Consider the following 24,636-nt stretch of genomic DNA (forward strand, 5'->3'; position numbering starts at 1 on the left):
ATGCAAGTTAAAGGTGTTTTAGCTTAAAACAAAGTTAATTATATACTAAATAACGAAATATCAAGAATTTTAATAGTGTTTTAGCTTATTCCATGAATTATTTAATTAAAAGAATCTTGATTTCTCTACCTACATTATTAGCTATTAGTGTGGTTATATTTTTTATATTAGCTCTTGCTCCGGGTGATCCACTCAGTGAGTTTGGTTCTAATCCTAATATTACCGCAGAAATAAGAGAAAATATTAGAAAATCTTTAGGTTTAGATCAACCTATTTATGTTCGCTATTTTAAGTGGCTTGGGGCTTTTTTTCGAGGAGATTTAGGTTATTCTTTTAATAGTCGAAGTCCTGTTATAGATTTGATTTGGCAACGTCTTCCTAATACTTTAATGATTGTGGGAATTGCTTATTTAATAAGCATTATTATTGCTATTCCTATGGGTTTAATTTCAGCAGTTAAACGTTATTCTTTACTCGATAATATTCTCACTTCGATCGCACTTTTTGGCTATTCTATTCCTCCTTTTTTCACGGGATTATTATTAATAATTATCTTTAGTGTGAAACTAAAATGGCTACCTTTTATTTATGATAGTAATTTAATTGTTACTGATTTTACTTCTTTTTTAGCTCAAATAAAACAGTCTATAATGCCGATCATAGTATTAAGTTTATATCAAACGGCGGTGCTAATGCGATTTATGCGATCGTCTGTTACCGAAGAATTAAGCCATGATTATGTACGAACAGCTTATAGTAAAGGATTAAATACTTATCAAGTAGTTGTTAAACATATTTTACGCAATGCTTTAATACCTGTTGTTACCCTCATTGCATTAGATATTCCTAGTATTTTTACTGGTGCATTAGTTACAGAACAAATTTTTCGTATTCCGGGTATCGGTGCATTATTGATTGAATCTATTTATCGTAGTGATACTCCCGTAGTTATGGCGATCGCAATGATTTATGGTATTTTAATTGTGATATTTAATTTAATTGCTGATTTAAGTTATTCATGGCTAGATCCTAGGGTTACTATCAATTAATCGAGGGAAAAGGGAACAGGAAAAAGTAATAATAATTGATTTAAAATATAGAAAAATTAATTTTACACACTTATTTCCTAAATTTAATTCTTTTGATAAGGAAATTTAGGTCAACTATCGCGCTTAAATCCTTCTAACTGTCCACTTGTCCACTTGTCTCTATCGACAGAAAATTACATAATGGTTTTTTCTTACCATTTTTTGTACGGTAAAAATTTACCACACATTACGACTTGTACTCGATCGCCTTTAGGATCTGGAATTTTTTCCACATCTAAGGTAAAGTCAATAGCACTCATGATACCATCTCCGAATTTTTCTTGGATCACGTCCTTTAAAGGCATTCCATATACCTGCATAATTTCATAAAAACGATAAATTAAAGGATCAGTAGGAATTACAGGGTCTAATGAACCTTTAACGGGGGGAATAGTTAATTCTTCAACTAACTCTAAGGGTAAATCCAAAGTTTCTAAAATTGTTTTTGCTTCTGATTCATTAGCGGTAGCTTGACGATAAAAAACAGAAGCAATCCAGACTTCATCTTGACCTAAAATTTTTTCTAACTCTTGAAATGTAATACCTTTTGCTTTTTTTGCCTTTAATAATGTTTCTGTGATTTTTGCGATCGCCATATTTATTTTGGTTGTAAAATAGTAAGTATTAATTATCAGATTCTTAAGTTTCAATCAAATGTATTTTTAGATACAATTTCTAAAACAAGATTGATAAAAATCGTGACTGATGTGTGATTGGTGGATGTTTTTAACGATTTGGAGGATGGAAAAAGTAAAAGTATAGTCATTAAAAATAAGAATGAAACAGTTTAATAATATTAAAAATTTTCAAAAATCTTGATTGGTGCACAATGGCCACCTTACATAATTTCTCTAACTGTCTCAGTGTTATTTTAACTAACTATATGTGTAAAAAACCAACTTATCAAAATTATAACCAACGCCGTACTCGTCAATAATCGATCGTTGTAAGCCCTTCTGGACTTTATCAATAAATATTAACGGTACACTACATAAATCCTCAAAATAAATAGGATAGATAAATATACAGTCAAAATCAATCAATAACAATTATGACCATTAAAGGTTCTACCAATCATATTACGCTAAACTATTAAAGTAATACCAAAATAATAAATAAAGGAAATAATGCGTCTTAGCTTACCATATTTCGTTTCCCACTGAAAGCACCAAAAAGCACCCTGATTTAAGAAGGATGCTTTTTGTTTCATATGAGATGAGATGAGTTAATGTTAAAGCTGGCATGGAACTATTGTCCCAACGGGCTACCCCATTAGTATCGTCGCCGCGATTGCGTTTCACCCACGAGTTCGGGATGGTTCGCAGTGGTTCCACAATGCTACACACACCAGCTAATTCCTTGAAGTTTTCCTTCAAGACTGCATAAAAAAGTAGATCGATTTTAAGATTAGGTCAAGCGGACGGTTTGTTAGTACACTTCGGCTCCACACATTACTGCACTTCCACCTTGTGCCTATAAAACGGGTGTTCTTCCCGTAACCTTACACCAGAATACTCATCTTGAGGTGGGCTTCCCACTTAGATGCTTTCAGCGGTTATCCTCTCCGTACTTGGCTACCCAGCGTTTACTGTTGGCACAATAACTGGTACACCAGAGGTACGTCCTTCCCGGTCCTCTCGTACTAAGGAAGGCTCCTCTCAATATTCTCACGCCTGCACCGGATATGGACCGAACTGTCTCACGACGTTCTGAACCCAGCTCACGTACCGCTTTAATGGGCGAACAGCCCAACCCTTGGGACGTACTTCCGCCCCAGGTTGCGATGAGCCGACATCGAGGTGCCAAACCTCCCCGTCGATGTGAACTCTTGGGGGAGATCAGCCTGTTATCCCTAGAGTAACTTTTATCCGTTGAGCGACGGCCCTTCCACACAGCACCGTCGGATCACTAAGACCGTGTTTCCACCCTGTTCGACCTGTCCGTCTCACAGTCAAGCTACCTTCTGCCTTTGCACTCTTCGACTGATTTCCAACCAGTCTGAGGTAACCTTTGTACGCCTCCGTTACCTTTTTGGAGGCGACCGCCCCAGTCAAACTACCCACCTGAAACTTTCCGGTTTCCCGTTAGAATTCTAGCTCCCAGAGAGTGGTATCTCACCATTGGCTCCATATTCCCCACAAGAAATACTTCTACGCCTCCCACCTATCCTGCGCACCGCAAGCCCGAACACAATTCCAAGCTATAGTAAAGCTTCATAGGGTCTTTCTGTCCAAGTGCAGGTAGTCCGTATCTTCACAGACATTCCTATTTCGCCGAGTCTCTCTCCGAGACAGTGCCCAGATCGTTACGCCTTTCGTGCGGGTCGGAACTTACCCGACAAGGAATTTCGCTACCTTAGGACCGTTATAGTTACGGCCGCCGTTCACCGGGGCTTCAGTCGCTAGCTTCATCCTAAAACTGACCAACTTCTTTAACCTTCCGGCACTGGGCAGGCGTCAGCCCCTATACTTCCTCTTTCGAGTTTGCAGAGACCTATGTTTTTGCTAAACAGTCGCCTGGGCCTCTTCACTGCGACCTCCTCTCGGAGGCACCCCTTCTCCCTAAGTTACGGGGTCATTTTGCCGAGTTCCTTGGAGAGAGTTCTCTCGCTCCCCTTAGTATTCTCTACTTGCCCACCTGTGTCGGTTTCGGGTACCGGGACTCTATACTCAACACGATTATCGCTTTTCTTGCCACTTTCTTTCCATACTCGCAGTAAACTGCTCCCAATCCACTCAGGGTGTACTTCTTTGTCTATGGGTCCCGATAATCGCTCCTATAAAGCCACGCAGGAATATTTACCTGCTTGCCATCGACTACGCTTTTCGCTTCGCCTTAGGTCCGGGCTAACTCTCCACGGACGAGCCTTCTGGAGAAACCCTTGGGCTTTCGGGGTTAAGGATTCTCACCTTAATTTTCGCTACTTAAGCCGACATTCTCACTTCTATACTGTCCACATCTGCTTGCCGCTAATGCTTCACCCTATATAGAACGCTCCCCTACCACTTATTTCTAAGTCCATAGCTTCGGTGACCAACTTAGCCCCGTTCATTTTCGGCGCCGGAGCGCTTGACCAGTGAGCTATTACGCACTCTTTCAAGGATTGCTGCTTCTAGGCAAACCTCCTGGTTGTCTAAGCACTCCCACCTCCTTTCTCACTTAGTTGATACTTTGGGACCTTAGCTGATGGTCTGGGCTGTTTCCCTCTTGACGATGAAGCTTATCCCCCACCGTCTCACTAGTGCTATAGTCATGGGTATTCTGAGTTTGTCTCATCTTGGTACCGCTCTCGCAGCCCGCAACGAAACAGTGCTTTACCCCCCATTCCCTTCTACACCGCTGCGCCTCAACACATTTCGGGGAGAACCAGCTAGCTCCGGGTTCGATTGGCATTTCACCCCTAACCACAGCTCCTCCGCCAATTTTTCAACATTGGTCGGTTCGGACCTCCACCACCTGTTACGGGGGCTTCATCCTGGCCATGGTTAGATCACCCGGGTTCGGGTCTACAAACAGTGACTAGCGCCCTTTTCGGACTCGATTTCTCTTTGGCTTCATCTTTTCGATTTAACCCGCCACCGCCTGTAAGTCGCCGGCTCATTCTTCAACAGGCACACGGTCATCCGTTCTATCGGACTCCCATTGCTTGTAAGCTGATGGTTTCATGTTCTATTTCACTCCCCTCCCGGGGTTCTTTTCACCTTTCCCTCGCGGTACTTTTCTCTATCGGTCACACTTTGTATTTAGCCTTACCACGTGGTCGTGGCTGATTCACACTAGATTCCACTTATCTCGTGCTACTCGGGATTCATCTACAATTCTTTTAGTTTTCAATTACAGGACTTTCACCTTCTACGGTCTAGTTTTCAGCTAGTTCATTTAACTTCTAGTTTCGATCTTGATGTCCCACTACCCCACAGTTCGTAAACTCTGGTTTAGGCTGTTCCCGTTTCGCTCGCCGCTACTGGGGGAATCACTTTTGTTTTCTCTTCCTCTGGCTACTAAGATGTTTCAGTTCACCAGGTTCGCTCATCACTATTTTCATAGTGTGTTGATCGGGTTGCCCCATTCGGATACTCTCGGCTCATAGTCTGCTTCCGACTCCCCGAGACTTTTCGTAGGTTGCTACGTCCTTCTTCGCCTTCGTGTGCCTAGGTATCCACCATCAGCCCTTCTTTGCTTGACCTGTCTGTGATTTCTACAGCTTTTTCTACCTACTTTTTTTATGCAGTTTTCAAGGTTCTTACTGAACTTTTGTTCAGCATTCTATTTTAGATGCTGAATTGTTCCCTGGAGATAAGCGGACTCGAACCGCTGACATCCTGCTTGCAAAGCAGGCGCTCTACCAACTGAGCTATACCCCCTTCATACTCCTCTGAGTAATGGGCCATCCTGGACTTGAACCAGGGACCTCACCCTTATCAGGGGTGCGCTCTAACCACCTGAGCTAATAGCCCAAGCCCATGAACCCTCTCTCTAGTTTAAAAGCCATTTTCTACACTCTTGATTGACTTCTCTCGAAGTCTCCCTTTAAGGAGGTGATCCAGCCACACCTTCCGGTACGGCTACCTTGTTACGACTTCACCCCAGTCACTAGTCCCACCTTCGGCATCCCTCTCCTTGCGGTTAAGGTAACGACTTCGGGCATGACCAACTTCCATGGTGTGACGGGCGGTGTGTACAAGACCCGGGAACGGATTCACCGCAGTATGCTGACCTGCGATTACTAGCGATTCCTCCTTCATGCAGGCGAGTTTCAGCCTGCAATCTGAACTGGGGCTGAGTTTGACAGGATTCGCTCCACTTCGCAGTTTCGCTTCCCTTTGTCTCAACCATTGTAGTACGTGTGTAGCCCAAGACGTAAGGGGCATGCTGACTTGACGTCATCCCCACCTTCCTCCGAGTTCTCCCCGGCGGTCTCCCTAGAGTCCCCAACTTAATGATGGCAACTAAGGACGAGGGTTGCGCTCGTTGCGGGACTTAACCCAACATCTCACGACACGAGCTGACGACAGCCATGCACCACCTGTCTCTGCGTTCCCTAAGGCACTCTTCTATTTCTAAAAGATTCGCAGGATGTCAAGCCTTGGTAAGGTTCTTCGCGTTGCATCGAATTAAACCACATACTCCACCGCTTGTGCGGGTCCCCGTCAATTCCTTTGAGTTTCACACTTGCGTGCGTACTCCCCAGGCGGGATACTTAACGCGTTTGCTTCGGCACTGTCCGGGTCGATACAGACAACACCTAGTATCCATCGTTTACCGCTAGGACTACAGGGGTATCTAATCCCTTTCGCTACCCTAGCTTTCGTCCCTCAGTGTCAGTATATGCCCAGTAGAGCGCCTTCGCCACTGGTGTTCTTCCTAATCTCTACGCATTTCACCGCTACACTAGGAATTCCCTCTACCCCTACTATACTCTAGCTTTTTAGTTTCCACCGCCTACCCGAAGTTGAGCTTCGGTCTTTGACAGCAGACTTTAAATGCCACCTACGGACGCTTTACGCCCAATGATTCCGGATAACGCTTGCATCCTCCGTATTACCGCGGCTGCTGGCACGGAGTTAGCCGATGCTTATATTAGGTACCGTCATTTTTTTCTTCCCTAAGTTTTGAGGTTTACAACCCAAGAGCCTTCCTCCCTCACGCGGTATTGCTCCGTCAGGCTTTCGCCCATTGCGGAAAATTCCCCACTGCTGCCTCCCGTAGGAGTCTGGGCCGTGTCTCAGTCCCAGTGTGGCTGCTCATCCTCTCAGACCAGCTACTGATCGTCGCCATGGTAGGCCTTTACCCCACCATCTAGCTAATCAGACGCGAGCTCCTCTTGAGGCAATAAATCTTTTACTTCTCAGCTCATCCGGTATTAGCAGTCGTTTCCAACTGTTGTCCCCGACCTCAAGGCAGATTCTCACGCGTTCCTCACCCGTCCGCCACTATCTCCGAAGAGACCGTTCGACTTGCATGTGTTAAGCATACCGCCAGCGTTCATCCTGAGCCAGGATCAAACTCTCCATTGTAGATTTCTTTTCGCCTTAGCTACTTAGTCTTCTCAACGAGCTTTTTGATTGCTCTTTTTTTAAGTAATTTAATACTTTGTTTGTTAATTTAAAGTTTTTTAACAAGGGTGTATGTTATGAATTGAAAATGGCTTTCAAACTATGAAGTTGTCGAGGTTCGTGGTGTGTTAGACTGGGCTGTGAAGCTCAATCGCACATTTACTAATATAACTAACATCTTTTAATTTTGCAACCTTTTTCTTCTCTTTTTTTATTCTGGGGATAATAACTGTACTTTAGACTAAATGAGAAGGAAATAACGACACAAAAGACTTTGAGAGAAAATAGAGAGAAAATAAAAATAATCACAAATTCAATTCTCTCTCTATGAACAAATATAACAGACTTCAACAATTTCGTCTTGACACTCATCAAATGTTATTCAAAAGTAAGGATGCCACTTTTCAATTAATGGATAGTATCATGACTACGGAAAATGCTCGTAGTCTAGAAGAATTTTCTTTGTCTCCTTTTTTTCATCGCCAATGGTCTAGCACTTATGAAGCCATAGAAGATTGTCGCCCCAATAGCAATAAACTGATGAAAAGATATATTCAAGAAATACCACGGGAGCAAGTCAGTTATGCGAAACAAAAGTACTATTGACTGATTAAAGACAATTATTGAGATATGCACATCTATGTTTGAGTACTTGAGCGATGTTTTCTTTGTTCCATTGTGCACCTGAAATTTTGAGTCGCCTATCTATTTGCTTTACCGTTGATTCTACCGCTCCTGAACCAATAGAACAAATTTGTTCTTCCTGATAATAACCGTAGTTAACAATCCGCTCTCTATGAGTCTCCAAATAGTTACAGAAATTTTCTGCTTTTTTTTTCTTCACCTGTGACATTAATGTGATTGTTTCATCTATTTTCCCACACCAAAGCAAATTTTCTGCTTCCTTTAAAACCAAGCTTTTCTTTCTTGCTGATTGACGCAAATTGCTTTATAAGTAAGTGGGCAGAATTAATTGTATAATTATAACATTAAAATAAATTTAATAAAATCAAAAAGTAATATACAAAAGTTTTATTTATATTTAAAAATAATTAATGTAGCTTAAAATCTGCTAAAAATATGAAAAATAAGTAAATCAAGGATAAAAAATGCGATTTGTTACCAGATTAGCTCCAGAAACACAACAGTTATTAAAGACTATTGAACAAAAAAGTAAATACTATCAAGTTAGACATCGAGCAAAATCGATTTTGTTAAGTTATCAAGGTTATAAAATTACTCAAATAATGTTAATATTAAATATTAGTAGAAATACAATTTATAATTGGCTTAATAATTGGGAAAAAAATGGTTTAAATGGATTATATAGCTTGAAGGGAAGAGGAAGAAAATCAACTTTAAATGAGCAACAAGAATTAAAAGTAAAAGAATGGATAAAATCTCATCCAAAAACCTTAAAGATAGTTCAAGAAAAAATAGAAAATGAGTGGGAGATAAAAATAAGCAAAGATACGATAAAAAGATTAGCAAAAAAAAAGGGCATGGGGTGGTATCGGTTCAAGAAAAGGGTAAAAGGGGAAGTATGCCCTGAATTATACCAACAAAAAAAGAGACAATTAGAGCAACTAAAAAGAGCAGAAAATGAAGGAAAAATAGATATATATTATGGTGATGAAAGTGGATTTAGTTTAGTACCTTGTTTACCTTATGGATGGCAAGAAAAAGGGAGAAAAATAGAAAGAGAAAGTAGCCTAAGTAAAAGATTAAATGTGTTAGGATTTATGAAAAAAAATAATGAGTTAGAAAGCTATGTATTTGAGTCATCAATCAATAGTGATGTCGTGATAGCTTGTATAGATAACTTGAGTAAAAAAATAAAGAAGGAAACAGTATTAGTAATGGATAATGCCTCGATTCACCAAAATAAAAAATTCTGGAATAAAGAAGAAGAATGGGAAAAAAAAGGATTAAAAATATTCTTTCTACCACCCTATTCACCACAATTAAACAAAATAGAAATACTGTGGAGATTTATGAAATATAAATGGTTAGAGAACTCCTGTTATAAAAGTTATTTAGATTTAGTAAAAGGAGTAGAAAATATTCTTATAAACTTTGGTTCAAAATATACAATTAATTTTGCCTAGGTACTTACATATTTTTATAAGTAGCTGTATATCAAGTTACCTTAAGGGAACATTAAAAAACTTCTAATTTTACTTTCATGTTTGCTTTAGCAATCATATTTAATAATTTATCGACACTAAAACGGGAAATATCGACATTCATAAGATTACTAATTCTAGGCTGGGTTTCATTAAAAAATTGTGCCGCTTCTGATTGAGTCCAGCCCTTTTTTAAAATAAATGAACGCAATTCAATCATTAAATCAGTTCTTATTTTTAAATTCATAGCCTCTACATGGCTAAATCCCAAATCTTCAAAAACATTGTCGCTTCCTTTTGTTAGTCGTATTTTTTCTTCAGTAATCATTGTCAAAAATCCTCTCTTAATTTCATCATTTGTTGATACCGTTTTTTCCCTAACTCAATATCCTTTTTTGAGGTTTTTTCTCAAAGGCATGGAGAATATAAACAGATTCTGGAAATCTTGCTACATAAAAGACTCTATAACTATCTCCAGTCTCGATTCTAATCTCCTCAGCACCTTTACCAATAACAGGCATAGGTTTAAAGTCTATAGGCTGTTTTCCTTGCTGAATTAATCTAAGTTGTCCCCCAATTTTATATTTAGCATCTTCAGGAAAATTTTTTAAATCTTCTTTAGAAGTTCCAATCCATTGGATCGGTTTATCTGACATTTCATCTAACTTTTTATTTATACCTTTTTTAGTATAACATAATTATTTTAAGTTCAAAATCTCTGATACATCTTTCAATTTCATATTTATATTTCTCCTAAAAAAATGATTAATTTTTCTATATTTTGTGAACTTTTATATCCTCCTAAGAGCAGAATTTTTATAACTATTTCTTGTGGTTTTATATCTTAATTGTATTTTATAAGATAATTTTTGAAAATCACATCAAAATTTGTGCGCCAATCAACTTTTTATAACGTCTTTCTAATTCGTCTTTTAAAGAAGGAGTATCTTTCAAATATTTATGTTGTAACAAGATTTTTTCTGCGGCTTCTCTTGCTAATACTAACACCTCTTGATCTTCCACTAAACTGGCTAAGGCAAAATCTGGCAACCCAGACTGACGACTACCTAATACTTCACCTGGCCCTCTTAATCTCAAATCCATTTCTGAGATGAAGAAACCGTCTTGTGATTGTTCTAAAACACTTAATCTTTGCATGGCATCTCCTGTTTTACTACCACTTATCAATAAACAGTAAGACTTATGGCTACCTCTACCGACTCTCCCCCTTAATTGATGCAATTGTGACAAACCAAACCTTTCTGCATTTTCTATTAACATGACTGTCGCATTAGGCACATCAACTCCTACCTCGATAACGGTGGTAGAAACAATTATTTGAGTCTCGTTATTCCTAAAGGCATTTAAAGCCCCTTCCTTTTCGATCGAGGACATCCTACCATGAAGTAAACCCACATTAAAATCAGGAAAGATTTTTTCACTAAATTTTTGATGCTCGGCTACAGCCGCCTTTACGTCTAGCTTTTCGGATTCTTCAATCATGGGAAAGATAACATAAGCCTGTCTTCCTTGTGCCACTTCTCGCTTAATCAATTCGTAGGCTTGGAGGCGCTCTTTTCCTGTTAAGGCACTCGTTTGAATTGCTTGTCTGCCGGGGGGTAACTCGTCTATTTGGCTAACATCCAAGTCGCCGTGAAGAGTTAAAGCAAGGGTACGAGGAATAGGGGTTGCTGTCATAGTTAATACATGAGGTGCTTTTCCTTTCGCTAGTAATCTCGATCGTTGTTGTACTCCGAATCTATGTTGCTCATCGATTACAACTAATCCTAGATTGCAAAAATTGACAGGATCTTGGATTAAAGCGTGAGTGCCAATTAAAAGGGGTAATTCTCCACTTTGCAGTTGAGCGTGTATCTCCCTCCGTTTAGCTATCTTTGTTGAACCTGTAAGCAATTCTACAGGCAAATGAAGAAGATTAAACCACTCGACTATCTTCCTATAATGTTGCTCTGCTAATACTTCTGTTGGTGCCATCAATGCCCCTTGATAACCTGATTGTAAAGCCGCCAGTATAGCAAATACAGCTACGATCGTTTTTCCTGAACCTACATCTCCTTGTACTAAGCGATTCATGGGGGAATCTGATTGCAAATCCTGCTCAATTTCATTGATAACCCGTTGTTGTGCGTTGGTCAATTTAAAGGGTAAAATTTCGTTAAATTGTTCGATGAGTTTTCCATGAGGGGTAAAAGCAACTGCTTTACGGCTTTCCTTTTCTTGCTGTTTACGGTTTAAAAATCCTAGTTGCAGATAGAAAAATTCATCAAATATAAGTCTTCTTCTAGCATGACTTAGTTTATCATTGTCTTCAGGATAATGAATTTGTGCGATCGCAGTTTGTAAATCAATTAAACTATACTGTTGCTTAATAATAACAGGTAAAGGATCATGGATTTGTTTTAAAACGGGCATCGCTTCCATCACTCCTTTGCGAATCACATCTGCTGGGATGCCTTCCGTGAGAGAATACACAGGCAATAAACGTCCAATTTTGAAGGAATTAATATTCCCCCCTTGACTGTCTAAAACTTCAAACTCAGGATTATCAAGGGTGATGCCGTATTTATTTTCCTTTACTAACCCCGATGCGGCAATTAAGGCACCGATTGGGTACATCCGTTTCATTTTTTCTTGCCAACCCCTATTACTGTAATAGTTTCCAGCATAAAAACGATTGATTTTTAACTCTCCTGTGTGATCTCGAATTATAATATTAAGAATGGTCAATTTTTTATTTTTTGGACTACTAAAACAATCACATTTTTTCACCTTGCCAATAATAGTTACAGTTTCTCCTGCTTCCAAGTCACAAATATCAATTTTACGAGCATAATCAATATGATCTCTGGGATAGTAAAATAATAAATCTCTGACTTTATTAATACCTAATTTGTTTAAAGGTTGTTTTTGTTTATAAATAATACTCTTTAAATCAATAACGAGATCATCTAATTTTATCTCTTTTGCAGGAGTATTAATTGTCTTAACTTCAGAAGTTTTAAGAGGCAGTTTTTCAACTAGAGAAGGAGGTTCATAACCGATGAAATTATTTTCTAGTTTTGCTTGAATTTCTGTAATTAAAATTTCTGTATCATTAATTAAATCAATTCTTTCCTGTAAAGTTAATTGAGGATAAATAGCATATTGTTGAGCAATTTTTTGCCATTTAAAAGCAATTAATAAGTTATTAATAGGAGGTACATTACCAAAAGTTAAGCATAAAAATTCATTGAAGCGATATTGTTTTCCTAGTACATTTTTGTACCCCAACTCCTTTTCATAAGCCAAGGATTTTTCTATTCTTTGCCAATCAAAACTATTATCTATCTTATTCATGATCAAAAATAATCTTACATCGTCATCCTAAAGATTTAGGAATTGATAATATACAAATTTATCTTAAAACTTTTTGGTATTTTCGGCTTTAATCTTATCATATAAAAAAAGAACCTCGATCGAGGAATGAGATGGTTTATAAAATTCTAATGACCATTTAAAAATTTACAAAAAATAGTTACTAATTAAATTTAAAATCACCGCTAAAAACAACATATTCGTAGTTGATTAGTGTATGAGTTTTAGTTTATTTTTTAAAAATTATGTTAGTGGTAGTGTCAACAGTGAACAATTTTTGTGTCACGTTATTAGTAATGTGATTTTTTGAAAAATTCAAATAATATATAGATTATGGAAAAAGATCTTAGAGAAAGTGAGTATTTTATCGAAACAGAAGCCACTAGAGTAAGAGTATTAAGTGAAGCCCTACCATATATACAAAAGTTTGCAGGACGTACGATCGTGGTTAAATATGGTGGTGCGGCCATGAAAGATAGTACTCTCAAAGAGTATGTTATTCGAGATATTGTTTTTCTAGCTTCGGTGGGAGTTCATCCTGTAGTAGTTCATGGAGGAGGCCCAGAAATTAATACTTGGTTGACTAAATTAGGCATTGAGCCTCAATTTAAGGACGGTTTAAGGGTGACTGATGCCGCTACTATGGATGTGGTAGAAATGGTGTTAGTCGGGCGCGTTAACAAAGAATTAGTGGCAATGGTGAATAATGCCGGTGGAAAGGCTGTAGGTATTTGCGGAAAAGATGGTAATTTAGTAGAAGCTCGATCCGTCGATCGAGAAAAAGTTGGTTTTGTGGGAGAAGTAATGAGTGTAGATAGTAGTCTTGTACACTCTCTTGTGCAAAGTGGTTATGTACCGATTATTTCTAGTGTAGCGGCTGATGCTGATGGACAAGCCCATAATATTAATGCAGATACCATTGCAGGGGAAATTGCGGCGGCATTAGGAGCAGAAAAGTTAATTTTATTAACAGACACCCCCGGTATTTTAGAGGATTATAAAGATCCTTCTACTTTACTTTACAAACTATCTATTCAAGATGCTAGAGATTTAATTGATCAAGGTATTGTCGGCGGTGGTATGATACCTAAGGTTAATTGTTGTGTTCGATCGTTAGCCCAAGGAGTAAAAGCCGCTCATATTATCGATGGGAGAATACCCCATGCTTTACTACTAGAGATTTTCACTGATGATGGTATTGGTTCAATGATTGTTCCGTAATAATTAAAGGTTGATGAAAGAAAAAGTCTTTTGATAAAGGTAGAAGAAAGGAGTAAGTCAAATTGTTGAATAATGGAGATGTACATAGTTTAGTGTTATTCAACTTTATTCAGCAGATCTAATTAGAAATATAACTTATAAGCATAATAATATTTCCCCCAAAGATTTTAAACTTGGGGGCTAAATTTTTGAATAAACTTAGTTATTTTCAAGTAAAGATTTAAACTCTTTTCTTAACCATTGAACATTTGCGACTCTAGCAACAATTAGATTTTGTTGAGTAGAATTGTCTAAAGTTTGCCTCCATTGATTAATACTTTCTTCTTGATGTAACCAAAAATCAACAATACTTTCAACCACCTCATCCCAATTCCAATCAGGTTTTTCGGGAATCATTTCCGTAGATTGTATAAAACTATCTAAAGTACATTGATAACTGCCTAGATAGGCTTTGCTACGGTGAGGATTTTGTTCGACTTGTTGCTGATAATAGAAAAAATCTAAAATTGGAGTAACTCCAACAATGTCAAAGGAATAGGACATAATTGATTCTTTTCTCCTCAATATTAAAACGACAAAAGTTATTAAAAGTTTTGAAATTATTTAACCGATAAATTAAATAATCTATTTTTAAATTCATGGAATAACTTTTATTTTAGCTAAGGTTTTTGAGAATATATTGTTATTTATGAACTATTTAGGGATTCCTGAAAAATTCTTTTGATGAAGAGAAATAACCATAGAGACATTGTACACAAATTCTGAAGTTGAAAACTCAAATTACCATTGATTTCGGTTGAATTAAATAACCGCAACGATGTTCTCCATTATTAATCCAATTAGTTCTTTCTATTTGACAATCAGGAAATAAAACAGCAAACATTTCTAATTCATGACCACAAACTTGAGGGTAAGACTCTGCAACTTCAGAAATAGCACAATTGTTCTCTGTGAGAAAAAATTGTTGAATATTATCTGTTGATTCATTGTCAACACAAAATAACTCTGCCATGTATCCTTCTCTTTTTCTAATTTCTACTAATTGATTTACTCTCTCAAGTAAAGTTTTTCCTGTGATATATTGACGATAACTTTCTGCTTTTCTTCGCCATTGTTTTTCTAATACTTTCGTTACCTGATTTTCACCAACAGTTTCTGTAAGAGTATCCAAAAAAGAAACGGCAAATTCTCCATAATTTTGAGGAAATCGATCGCGTCCTTTTCGAGAAAGATAATATAAATATTGTGGTCTGCCTGTTTTGACTTGAATAGAATCTCGATCGAGCAATCCTTGATCTTCTAATTCTTTTAGATGCCGACGAGTCGCTTGAGGACTAATATTCATCGCTTGAGCAATATTTTGAACTGAAGCCTTATTTTCCTTCAGCAGATATTGCAAAATCATCTCTTTACTAGATTGTTGTAGGGAAGTTAGCATAATCTTCCGATCGAGCAGTAATTCATTGATATTTATTCAAGATAAAACAACAAAATAGTTGCTTAATTTCTCAGTATAGCAGTTTCATCACAATTAATAAGAAAACCCCAGTAAACTATAAATTTGATAGTGTGTGCGAGATCTAAGTAAACTGATTATTAAAGAAATGTATTGACTGTTACAAAAACTAAGGAAGTAAGAGTGTTAGAAAATAACAGAAAAATTGTATAAGCTATATAAAAGTAAATAAAACCAGAGGAGTAAAGACATTGAAAAAGATTGAAGCAATTATTCGTCCTTTTAAACTAGATGAGGTTAAAATCGCTTTAGTTAATGCGGGAATTGTTGGTATGACAGTTTCTGAAGTGCGTGGTTTTGGTCGTCAGAAAGGACAAACAGAACGTTATCGTGGTTCTGAATATACCGTAGAGTTTTTACAAAAGCTCAAAGTAGAAATTGTCGTGGAAGACTCTCAAGTTGATATGGTAGTAGATAAAGTTGTTCAAGCCGCCCGTACAGGGGAAATTGGTGATGGCAAAATCTTTATTTCTCCCGTTGAAGAAACCATCCGTATTAGAACTGGTGAGAAAAACTTAGAAGCTATTTAATAATAGTCGATAGTTGATAGTTGATAGTTGATAATAGGGCGATACCGCCCACAACTTTTTTATGAGAATCACCAAGAAAAAAAAAGCGATCGAGATTTTAAATATTCTTAAGCAACTTTATCCCACAGCTACTTGTAGCCTTAACTATGAAACTCCATTACAATTATTAGTTGCCACAATTTTATCAGCTCAGTGTACCGATGAAAGGGTAAATAAGGTAACACCAGCACTATTTAAACGTTTTCCTACCGCAGAAAGTTTCGCTCAAGGCGATCGCCAAGAAATTGAGACTTTCATTCATTCAACGGGCTTTTATCGCAATAAAGCGAAAAACATTCACTTAACCTGTCAAAAAATTGTCCAAGATTTTAACGGTAATGTACCCCAAACCATGAAAGAGTTGTTAACCTTAGCCGGAGTAGCACGAAAAACCGCTAATGTTGTCTTGGCTCATGCTTTTGGTATCATTGAAGGGGTAACGGTAGATACCCATGTTAAAAGACTTAGTAACCGTCTTGGTTTGACCACACGATCGAATCCTGTACTCATTGAACAAGACTTGATGAAATTATTACCTCAACCAGAATGGGAAAATTTCTCCATAAGTATTATTTATCACGGTAGAGCAGTGTGTAACGCTCGAAAACCCAACTGTACAGAATGTGCATTAAATCATTTGTGTAAACACAATGGTAGTAAATAATTAGTAGTAAAAATATATTAGATTTTAAGAACTTAAATTTTATTAGCTCAAGTTGACAAGTTTCTTTTTTTTCGTTATATTGTTATATGTTGTTTTAAACAACCCTGCGGGTGTAGTTTAGTGGTAAAACCTTAGCCTTCCAAGCTAATGATGGGGGTTCGATTCCCCCCACCCGCTTATCAAAATATATTAATATGTGTGTTTTGACTGATATTTGATGCACTGAAATGTTGTAATTTAAGGATGTAGGTTTTCCTGTTTGCCTTCTATAGAAAAAGAGATTAAAATGAGAGAAAACATCTACAATAAGACACTGTCACTAAATTAAGTTAATCTAAAGAAACAGGCATTTTTCGATAAATCATGGCAAAAAAAAATAACCCTCAATCCACAAGTCCGATTTATTACGTCTCTCCTAGTGGAAAAGTTCATGCTGAGACTTGTCGTCATTGTCAACCAGAGAAAGAAGGATGGCAAAAGTTAGATTCTTTTCTCAACGGTATAAATAAAGGTTATCAACCTTGTCGTCTTTGTTGTCCTTCTGAAAGTGAGATAAAAGTAGAAGAAAATACGAATCAACAATCAGAAACTATCATTGCTGTCACAAAAGAATCTGTTATTGCAACATCTCAAGACTCAGAAAAAGTAGAAGAAACAACAATCACTGCGCAAGTAAAAGAAATCACTTCCCCTGATACTGAAGCAATAACGAAAACCCCTGATAAAGAAGTTAAAGAGAATACAGCATCTGAAACAAAAGTTAAACAAACTAAATCTAAAGAAAAAAAAGATTCAACCCCTAAAAAACAAGAAAAAGAGAAAGAAAAGATAGAGAAAAAGCGTTATAAAATTTTAGCAGGAAATGGTTGTCATCAGGCGATCGCCGAAATTCAAGGTATATTAGTACCTCCCCAAGGAGAAAATGAACCTTTTCTGATTATCTTACCTGATGGATTCCAATTAGAAGCAACCTTTAAAACTCCTCGTATCAAATGGATGGCAATGAATACTGATGTAGTGATCGGTGCTCATTGGTTTCGAGTGTATCCTAAAATGAAAGATGATAAATTGATAAGTGTTCAAATCGTTGCTTGGGATAAAAATATGCCTTCTAACCCTAGAGGGGAAGAACATTGGGAATTTACGGGGGTATGGACTGCACAAAAGAATATTACCGTACAACGATCGATGATGACGGATGACATTCGTAAAACTGCGAAAGAAACAGGGTTTATTAAGAAGTTTAAATATACTTTTATTAACTCTTTTGATTGGGTAAAAAATAAAAAATTATGGATGGGATATGTCTATAAAATAATCTGTAAAAGAAAAGGAGATGTTTTAGAAATAAAAAAAGTAATTCCTTTTGCTTGTCCTCGTATCAAACCCGATCCTAAAAACTTCAAAAGGAGTGACGATCGAGACAATAACGATAATAAAGGAGAAAAAAAAGACTTTAAACCCAAAGACTTTAAATCCAAAGATTTTAAACCCAAAGATTTTAAACCCAAAGATTTTAAACCTAAAGGTAAATCATCATAATATTATTTTAAATTAATAAAAACTATGAAAAATTTAAGAGACTTGCTACTTAATCCCCTAAAAAATCAGAGAGATAAACAACCGAAAACTAAAGGCCTTCCCTCAATGAAAAAAAATAAGAGGGGAATTGAGTTAAAAACAGAAGCTGAAATCGAAATTATGCGAGTAGCGGGGAAAATTGTTGCTACAGTCTTAAAAGAAATTCAAGAAATTACTAAACCGGGTATGACAACCGGTGATTTAGATGCCTATGCAGAAAATAGAATTAGAGAAATGGGTGCATCCCCAAGTTTTAAAGGTTATCATGGTTTTCCTGCCTCTATTTGTGCTTGTATTAATGATGAAGTAGTACATGGTATTCCGAGTCCCAAAAAAGTCATCAACATGGGAGATATATTGAAAATTGACACAGGAGCTTACTACAATGGTTTTCATGGAGACTCTTGTATTAGTTTTCCTGTGGGTAAAGTAAAAAGAAATGCCGTTAAATTGCTAGAAGTGGCAGAAGTTGCTTTATATAAGGGTATTGAACAAGTTAAAGCTGGAAATTACTTAATGGATATTGCCATCGCCGTTCAAGATTATGTTGAAAAAAATGGTTTTTCCGTCGTAGAAAATTTTGTAGGTCATGGTGTAGGCAGAAACTTACATGAAGAACCCTCCGTATTCAATGTTCGTACTAAAGATTTACCTAATGTAGAATTAAAAGCTGGAATGACATTAGCGATCGAGCCTATTATTAATGCGGGTAAAAAAGAAACTCGTACTTTAAAAGATCATTGGACTGTAGTAACGGTAGATAAACAGCTTTCAGCTCAATTTGAGCATACTGTATTAGTTACTAATGATGGTTATGAAATCCTAACCCAAAGAAATTAATAATTATTTGTAATATTTCTTAATGTCTCATTCCTAATTAAATTTATGACACAGATTAATATTCTTTCCGATAAAAATGCTTTGATTGAATCGGCTACAGTTTTTATTATCGATCGCATAAAAAGTTCAATCGAGCTTACAAATAGATGTACGATCGCTTTAGCAGGGGGAAGTACTCCTAAACCTATTTATGAAGCGATCGCCAAAACTGATCTACCTTGGGATAAAATCCATGTATTCTGGGGAGATGAACGTTATGTGTTGCCAACGGATCCCGATAGTAACGAAAAAATGGCAAGGGAAGCATGGTTAAATAAAGTCAACATTCCTTACACAAATATTCATCCAATGCCGACGGATGGCGAAAATCCTGACACTGATGCTCAAAAACATAATCGACAGATATTAGATTTCTTCGGTTTAGCCTCTGGTTTTCCTTCTTTTGACATTGTTTTATTAGGTATGGGAGATGACGGTCATACTGCTTCTCTTTTTCCTCATACTCAAGCCTTACAAGTATGCGATCGATTAGTTACCGTTGGGAATCGGGGAGACAGTCTAAGATTAACCTTCACAGTACCCTTAATTAATCAAGCAAACTGTGTTATTTTTCTCGTAGCTGGTAGTAATAAGCAGCAGGCTTTAAAAGAAGTTTTTAGTGAAACAGGAAATCCTCATCAATATCCGAGTAAATTGATCAACCCTCAAGGGGAATTAATTTGGTTTATGGATGAAGAAGCATCTATGAGTACTAATAATTGACAATCAAGTATTAATAACAAAGGAAAAAGCATTACTTACTACTATTGCCGATTAACTATTTTCTATTATATTGTCCGATAAAATATTTACTAGAACTTAAATTAAGAATCCGATATGATTAACGAGTCACCAGAAATAATCACCGATGTAATTGGTACCTTAGAAGATGATAATAATACTGATATAGATTTGTTTAAAGAAGAATCTATTCCTCAAACTCAAAATATCATCGAAAATCCGACTCAGATTCAAACTTTTAGAGCAAGTCTTGCCCATGTACAAACGGGGGTAATTTTAGAATTACCTGTTGAATTACCCATTATTCACATTGGCAAACCCAACGACAAAACCCCTCCCGATATAGATGTGTCTGGTTTTCCTCATTCTCAAGTTGTCTCTCGTATCCATGCAGACATTATTATTGAAGATAATACTTTTTATCTTGAAGATACAGGTAGTGCTAACGGTACTTATATTAATCATACCCCTTTACCTATCGGCAATCGTCATCGTTTGAAATCAGGCGATCGTATTGCATTAGGAAAAGAAGACAAAGTTAGTTTTATCTTCGAGTTTGAAATTTAATTTTCTTAAAATCTACCCGATCATCATGAAAATTATTTAGGCGATGCTGAAAAAGTATTTTGATGAGGAGTTGGTATTAGGTATTAGGCATTAGGTTAAATAATAAAACAAAATCAAAATCTTTAACTTAACTATTGTTGATCAAAGACTTCGGTTTTTAAACGTGTCTCAAAGTTAATTGAAACAACTATAACTGTCGAAAGGTTACTGGCAATTTTTTTCGAGAAATTTCTTAAAAAAACTTTAATTAATTTAGGAAGTAGATTGATTAAGATAGAAGATAGGGATAATCAATGATTCAGGAAAAAATTATGTATAAGAAATTAATCGCTGTAGCATTATTAGGAACAATTAGTTTATATAGCCATAGCTCTTCTGTAATGGCACAAGAACAAATAGATCAGAATATTAAAACCACTGGAGACGCTTTACAGGGCATCGATTCAAGAAGTGTTGCCGATAACATCGATCGAGATAAAACCCCCAAATTAAATGTTACGATCGAAAGGGAAGTTAAACCCAATAATAGTTTATCCACAGGAAATGAATTTATTGATTCTTTAATGGCCAATCCTAGCAACCCTAAAGCCGTTACGGGCAATGAATTGAACACAAATAAAGGGGATGCACCCTCTGGTGGTGGTACTGTCCCCTTAGTCAATTTTTAATAATGAATGACCAATGATTACGGTGCTAAAGCATTTCCTCTTAAAAGGCTTCCGATAGTTTTAGCCGTAATTTTCATTTGTACAAATGGATTACTAGGTACAACGGTTTTATATAAGTAACTATCAAAGGTAATTTTTTGGACATCGATGTCTGAACACATTTCCACAAAGGCTTCACGAGTAGCATCACTGCGATAAAAGACTCTTTGAAGAATGTCTAAGACTAGGTAAGTTGCACCATATTGTTTATCCCAACGTTTGAGGTAGGTTTTTAAGTCTGCTTCAGTGGGAACTTTTTGCCCATTATTGCTAGTTTCCACGATCACTTCTGCACACATTCTAGCCGATTTAGCGGCGAAATAAATGCCTTCTCCTGAAGATTTGGTGACAGTACCGGCCGCATCTCCCACTAAAGCCACTCTACCCACAACACGACGAGGGCGAGGATGTTCGGGGATTGGATGGGCTTCTACTTTGATGATTTCTCCACCTTCTAAACGTTTTGCGGCCCGTTGACGAATGCCAGCTTGTAAATCTTTAATAATAGCTTTATTGACTTTCATTGTACCTGTACCAACGGCAACATGGTCATATTTAGGGAATACCCACGCATAAAAATCAGGAGAAACATCATTACCGACATACATTTCTGCTAAGTCTTCATAGTATGCCATTTTATCTTCAGGCAACCTAATTCTTTCTTGAAAGGCGATGGCATAGTTATAATCTCCAGCGTCAATAGCTTTAGCAATACGAGAGTTTGCACCATCAGCACCAATTACGAGATCTACTTTTAAAGTTTTCATCTCACCTTGAGCAGTACCGTTAGAATGATCCGCATAGTGAAGGGTATAAGCCTCTTTATCGTTGTTGGGAATATCTAATTGATATACAGTACCATTAATTAAATTCGCCCCTAATTTCGCCGCTCGATCGCGCATAAAGCCGTCTAAGACTTCTCTACGACACATCCCGATATATTCATCATCTTTGAGAGTTTGACCGATATTGACTTCGATATTCGAGGGGGAAATCATTTTCATTTTACGCACCCGTCGATCGATAATTTCGGGAGGTAAATCAAATTCACTCACCATACAAAGAGGAATCGCACCACCACAAGGTTTAGCATTATCTAATTTTCTTTCAAATAAATAGGTTTCAATTCCTGCTTTAGCTAAAATTTCTGCTGCTGAAGAACCTGCTGGACCTCCGCCTACCACTGCTACCCGAATTGTCACGGTTATTTCTCCTAAAATTCTCTAAATCTTTTATTGATTATAAATTGCATATGAGTAACAATTTAGGGTATAAACGGCATCCTTCAAAAAAATTTTGCATTTTTGCAACAGTCCTTAACAAAGTTAGCAATATTTATTAATATTTTATTTAGATCTTGCACTTCTCTCAAAAATTATCGCTGACGAGAGAGAAAAGGGAAAAGTGACAAGAATAGATTTTAAAACTCCTAAAATTGATTTCTTCTATTTTGTCTAGTTGATATTATTGTACTGATGCAAGAACTGAGCTTTATGACAATGATATAGCATTCCTAAATCAATAGCTAATTAAACATAAATGTGTAGTTGAAAATATTTTAATTTTGACATTTGGCGGTTTCCGTTTCCAGTTTTTCCTGAATATTGTCGGGAATACCGAGTATTGCTTCTTGATAAAGATAGTCAAATTCTTGACTAAAGTGTTGTGCAATTAAAGGATTATAGATGATTAAAAGAGTTTCATCGTTAATATGATTAGCGGCATTTGACCAATTATGAGAGCCTGTAATAACTGTGTAATTATCAATTATCCCAAATTTATGATGTAACTTATCTCCCTTGAGTAAGTTTGGTATTCCGACAGTTTCGATCGGGTTTTTCCAAGGATTATTGTTTAGTTGATACTTACATTTAAAGGGTAATGCAATGCCTAATAAATCGAGTCCTTCACTGTAGTATTGATAAGCAAAATTAGGATCAATTAATGCCTTGATTTTTACTCCTTCTAAAGATTTTTTTTGCAAAGTATTAGCTATTCCTTGATCACTAAAAACAAATAAGGCTAAATTAATCGAATTTTTGGCGGATTGTAAAGTATTAGAAATTAGACCATTGGACGTGTTATATAAAAATTTAGTGGGTGAATTAGGAGAAAATTTCACCGTGACAGTACTATCGCCAATTTTAACGGTTTTTGGCGGTCGATCGGGTTTTTTTATTCCAAATAAACTATCTTTTTTCTTACCTACTCCATCACCCCAAAGATAATTAAATTCTTTACTAAAAATTTTAGCTAATTCAGCACTATTTATTACTAATAAATGATTAATATTACCTCTTGTTTCTAAATTATCAATATCTCCATGAACATCACTGAGAGTAAAATTAGTTGAACCTGTAACAACTTTTTTCCCGTCAATAACAATAAATTTATGGTGCATTAATCCGCTTCCTTTTGTCCCATCTTCTCGATCGTCAATTATTGGTATATTAGCTTGTTTTAAAATAGCTAATCCATCACGGTTATTAAGTTTATTTAATGGTAAATTATAATTATTTTCTATGACTACTCTAACTTTAATTCCTTCATCTTTTTTTTTAACAATTACTTTTGCTAAATTACTTAAATTAATTTCTTGTACGGCTATGTCAAGAGTAGATTTTGCGGAGTTAATTTGCTCAATCATAACTGCTTCTAAATTATCGCCATAACGCACAATATTGCGGTAAGAATCTAAATATTCTTTTCCTTTAGCTTGGTTATGATTAAAATATACTTGAATGTCAGAATCTTGAGGTAAAGAAGGCAATTTTTGAGGTTGACTTTGACAACTATTTAAAAATAATAAATAACTGACTATACTAAGAGATAAAGAAATTGTTTTGAGCATTGATTGCGCATATTTAAAACTCTATTTGGGATAATGTATATTGCAACATTGCTGGAAATCTATTGTAATACTTTTGATTCAATGGTGAAGGATGAGGTAAGGGAAAAATAGAAAGAGGTTTTTGATGGATGTTGCCTTCTTCATCAATAGCTGTTAAAGTTATTTTTAAACTTTGTTGATAACGTCGATCGCCTTGTTCCCAAAAAGTATTAAAATCTTCTTTTGTGGAGTAAATTTGAAACCATTTAAAAGCCTCTGTACCTAGTGTAATAATTTGATTACCTTGCCAATAAAGCACTAAAAACTTTTCTATAAAAGGGCGAAATCTATTTTTTACTTTTAATGTATAAGCCTTATTTTCTGGTGGTTTATAAGGTACGGTATTTGTTAAAATTAAACGATCTTTAATACCCTCTAATTTTTGCTTATCTTCTGTATTTTCTCGATAAATAGCTTTATAAAATCCTTGTCTAACTAATTTTCCAGCAGCTCCAATCAAAGGTTGCCCTGCTATTACTTCATCTTTGCCTAAATCCCTTCCAAAAAAGCAAATATTACTCTTTAAATTACCAAAATATAATATTGGTTTATTTGGATTTTTTTTTGCTGATTCATAGACAGGAATATCTATAGGAAATTCCTCTTTTTCGGCTTCTTTTTGAATTTGATCAATTAAATTTTCAATAGTCAACATT

Annotated in this window: 19 protein-coding genes, 3 tRNA genes, 3 rRNA genes and 2 pseudogenes; 12 read left to right on the plus strand and 15 right to left on the minus strand. The window is 36.3% G+C overall.

Annotation, left to right across the window (positions count from 1 at the left end):
* The first annotated feature begins 92 nt into the window (after window positions 1-92).
* Window positions 93-1,049, plus strand: coding sequence for an ABC transporter permease (locus GM3709_RS09005; protein ID WP_066118477.1), 957 nt, complete (start codon window positions 93-95; stop codon window positions 1,047-1,049).
* A 191-nt stretch (window positions 1,050-1,240) separates the two neighbouring features.
* Here the strand turns inward: GM3709_RS09005 and cynS are convergent, their stop codons facing one another.
* The 6 genes from cynS to GM3709_RS09035 all read right to left on the minus strand — a co-directional run bounded on the left by cynS (window position 1,241) and on the right by GM3709_RS09035 (window position 7,105).
* The gene (cynS, locus tag GM3709_RS09010) at window positions 1,241-1,684 is read right to left on the minus strand and encodes a cyanase (RefSeq protein ID WP_066118479.1); all 444 of its coding nucleotides are present in this window, start codon (window positions 1,682-1,684) and stop codon (window positions 1,241-1,243) included.
* 639 nt (window positions 1,685-2,323) lie between these two features.
* A 5S ribosomal RNA gene (gene rrf / locus GM3709_RS09015) occupies window positions 2,324-2,440 on the minus strand.
* 56 nt (window positions 2,441-2,496) lie between these two features.
* A 23S ribosomal RNA gene (locus GM3709_RS09020) occupies window positions 2,497-5,274 on the minus strand.
* 105 nt (window positions 5,275-5,379) lie between these two features.
* Window positions 5,380-5,452 (minus strand) — tRNA-Ala (locus GM3709_RS09025).
* A gap of 19 nt (window positions 5,453-5,471) precedes the next feature.
* Window positions 5,472-5,545 (minus strand) — tRNA-Ile (locus GM3709_RS09030).
* A gap of 74 nt (window positions 5,546-5,619) precedes the next feature.
* Window positions 5,620-7,105, minus strand: a 16S ribosomal RNA gene (locus GM3709_RS09035).
* Together the 16S, 23S and 5S rRNA genes with 2 tRNA genes alongside form the textbook arrangement of a ribosomal RNA operon.
* 366 nt (window positions 7,106-7,471) lie before the next feature.
* Here GM3709_RS09035 and GM3709_RS09040 point away from each other — a divergent pair.
* A pseudogene (locus tag GM3709_RS09040) lies at window positions 7,472-7,711 on the plus strand (transposase); the annotation flags it as partial.
* Window positions 7,712-7,754: 43 nt separating this feature from the next.
* On the opposite strand, the pseudogene GM3709_RS09045 reads toward GM3709_RS09040, so the two are convergent.
* Window positions 7,755-8,054, minus strand: a pseudogene (locus tag GM3709_RS09045) (ISKra4 family transposase); the annotation flags it as partial.
* Window positions 8,055-8,253: 199 nt separating this feature from the next.
* Between GM3709_RS09045 and GM3709_RS09050 the strand changes: the two are divergent.
* A complete protein-coding gene (locus GM3709_RS09050) occupies window positions 8,254-9,252 on the plus strand; it encodes an IS630 family transposase (protein WP_066117494.1) in 999 nt (332 codons plus the stop codon).
* A gap of 52 nt (window positions 9,253-9,304) precedes the next feature.
* Here GM3709_RS09050 and GM3709_RS09055 read toward each other — a convergent pair whose 3' ends face one another.
* The 3 genes from GM3709_RS09055 to recG all read right to left on the minus strand — a co-directional run bounded on the left by GM3709_RS09055 (window position 9,305) and on the right by recG (window position 12,627).
* Window positions 9,305-9,598, minus strand: coding sequence for a helix-turn-helix domain-containing protein (locus tag GM3709_RS09055; protein ID WP_066118483.1), 294 nt, complete (start codon window positions 9,596-9,598; stop codon window positions 9,305-9,307).
* A 49-nt stretch (window positions 9,599-9,647) separates the two neighbouring features.
* Window positions 9,648-9,926, minus strand: a complete 279-nt coding sequence (locus tag GM3709_RS09060) for a type II toxin-antitoxin system RelE/ParE family toxin (RefSeq protein WP_231937538.1) — start codon at window positions 9,924-9,926, stop codon at window positions 9,648-9,650.
* A gap of 220 nt (window positions 9,927-10,146) precedes the next feature.
* A complete protein-coding gene (gene recG, locus GM3709_RS09065) occupies window positions 10,147-12,627 on the minus strand; it encodes an ATP-dependent DNA helicase RecG (RefSeq protein WP_066118485.1) in 2,481 nt (826 codons plus the stop codon).
* 351 nt (window positions 12,628-12,978) lie between these two features.
* On the opposite strand from recG, the gene argB reads away from it, so the two are divergent.
* The gene (gene argB, locus GM3709_RS09070; protein ID WP_066118487.1) at window positions 12,979-13,866 is read left to right on the plus strand and encodes an acetylglutamate kinase; all 888 of its coding nucleotides are present in this window, start codon (window positions 12,979-12,981) and stop codon (window positions 13,864-13,866) included.
* Window positions 13,867-14,064: 198 nt separating this feature from the next.
* Here the strand turns inward: argB and GM3709_RS09075 are convergent, their stop codons facing one another.
* Together GM3709_RS09075 and sufR are read right to left on the minus strand one after the other, a co-directional pair.
* Entirely contained in the window at window positions 14,065-14,409 is a 345-nt protein-coding gene (locus tag GM3709_RS09075) for a hypothetical protein (protein WP_066118489.1), read from the minus strand.
* Between the two features lie 232 nt (window positions 14,410-14,641).
* Window positions 14,642-15,304, minus strand: a complete 663-nt coding sequence (sufR, locus tag GM3709_RS09080; protein ID WP_066118491.1) for an iron-sulfur cluster biosynthesis transcriptional regulator SufR — start codon at window positions 15,302-15,304, stop codon at window positions 14,642-14,644.
* Between the two features lie 269 nt (window positions 15,305-15,573).
* On the opposite strand from sufR, the gene GM3709_RS09085 reads away from it, so the two are divergent.
* The 8 genes from GM3709_RS09085 (at window position 15,574) to GM3709_RS09120 (ending at window position 21,051) form a co-directional block, all read left to right on the plus strand.
* Entirely contained in the window at window positions 15,574-15,912 is a 339-nt protein-coding gene (locus GM3709_RS09085; RefSeq protein WP_017294536.1) for a P-II family nitrogen regulator, read from the plus strand.
* Between the two features lie 61 nt (window positions 15,913-15,973).
* Window positions 15,974-16,615 (plus strand): endonuclease III, encoded by a 642-nt coding sequence (nth, locus tag GM3709_RS09090; protein WP_066118493.1) that lies wholly within the window; start codon window positions 15,974-15,976, stop codon window positions 16,613-16,615.
* 106 nt (window positions 16,616-16,721) lie between these two features.
* Window positions 16,722-16,792 (plus strand) — tRNA-Gly (locus GM3709_RS09095).
* 186 nt (window positions 16,793-16,978) lie between these two features.
* Window positions 16,979-18,157, plus strand: a complete 1,179-nt coding sequence (locus tag GM3709_RS09100) for a hypothetical protein (protein WP_066118496.1) — start codon at window positions 16,979-16,981, stop codon at window positions 18,155-18,157.
* Window positions 18,158-18,262: 105 nt separating this feature from the next.
* The gene (gene map, locus GM3709_RS09105) at window positions 18,263-19,036 is read left to right on the plus strand and encodes a type I methionyl aminopeptidase (RefSeq protein ID WP_144439467.1); all 774 of its coding nucleotides are present in this window, start codon (window positions 18,263-18,265) and stop codon (window positions 19,034-19,036) included.
* Window positions 19,037-19,081: 45 nt separating this feature from the next.
* Entirely contained in the window at window positions 19,082-19,798 is a 717-nt protein-coding gene (gene pgl / locus GM3709_RS09110; protein ID WP_066118500.1) for a 6-phosphogluconolactonase, read from the plus strand.
* 114 nt (window positions 19,799-19,912) lie between these two features.
* Window positions 19,913-20,383: an FHA domain-containing protein gene (locus GM3709_RS09115; protein WP_066118502.1), complete on the plus strand. Its 471-nt coding sequence runs from the start codon at window positions 19,913-19,915 to the stop codon at window positions 20,381-20,383.
* 311 nt (window positions 20,384-20,694) lie between these two features.
* On the plus strand, window positions 20,695-21,051 hold the full coding sequence (locus GM3709_RS09120) for a hypothetical protein (RefSeq protein WP_144439424.1): 357 nt from the start codon (window positions 20,695-20,697) through the stop codon (window positions 21,049-21,051).
* A 17-nt stretch (window positions 21,052-21,068) separates the two neighbouring features.
* On the opposite strand, the gene chlP is transcribed toward GM3709_RS09120, so the two are convergent.
* From chlP to GM3709_RS09135, 3 genes are all read right to left on the minus strand, one after another.
* A complete protein-coding gene (chlP, locus tag GM3709_RS09125; protein ID WP_066118506.1) occupies window positions 21,069-22,292 on the minus strand; it encodes a geranylgeranyl reductase in 1,224 nt (407 codons plus the stop codon).
* Window positions 22,293-22,648: 356 nt separating this feature from the next.
* The gene (locus GM3709_RS09130) at window positions 22,649-23,941 is read right to left on the minus strand and encodes a phosphatidylserine/phosphatidylglycerophosphate/cardiolipin synthase family protein (RefSeq protein WP_066118508.1); all 1,293 of its coding nucleotides are present in this window, start codon (window positions 23,939-23,941) and stop codon (window positions 22,649-22,651) included.
* Between the two features lie 13 nt (window positions 23,942-23,954).
* The gene (locus GM3709_RS09135; RefSeq protein WP_066118510.1) at window positions 23,955-24,635 is read right to left on the minus strand and encodes a uracil-DNA glycosylase family protein; all 681 of its coding nucleotides are present in this window, start codon (window positions 24,633-24,635) and stop codon (window positions 23,955-23,957) included.
* Window position 24,636: the final 1 nt, after the last annotated feature.

This window comes from Geminocystis sp. NIES-3709, assembly GCF_001548115.1.
Lineage (GTDB): Bacteria > Cyanobacteriota > Cyanobacteriia > Cyanobacteriales > Cyanobacteriaceae > Geminocystis.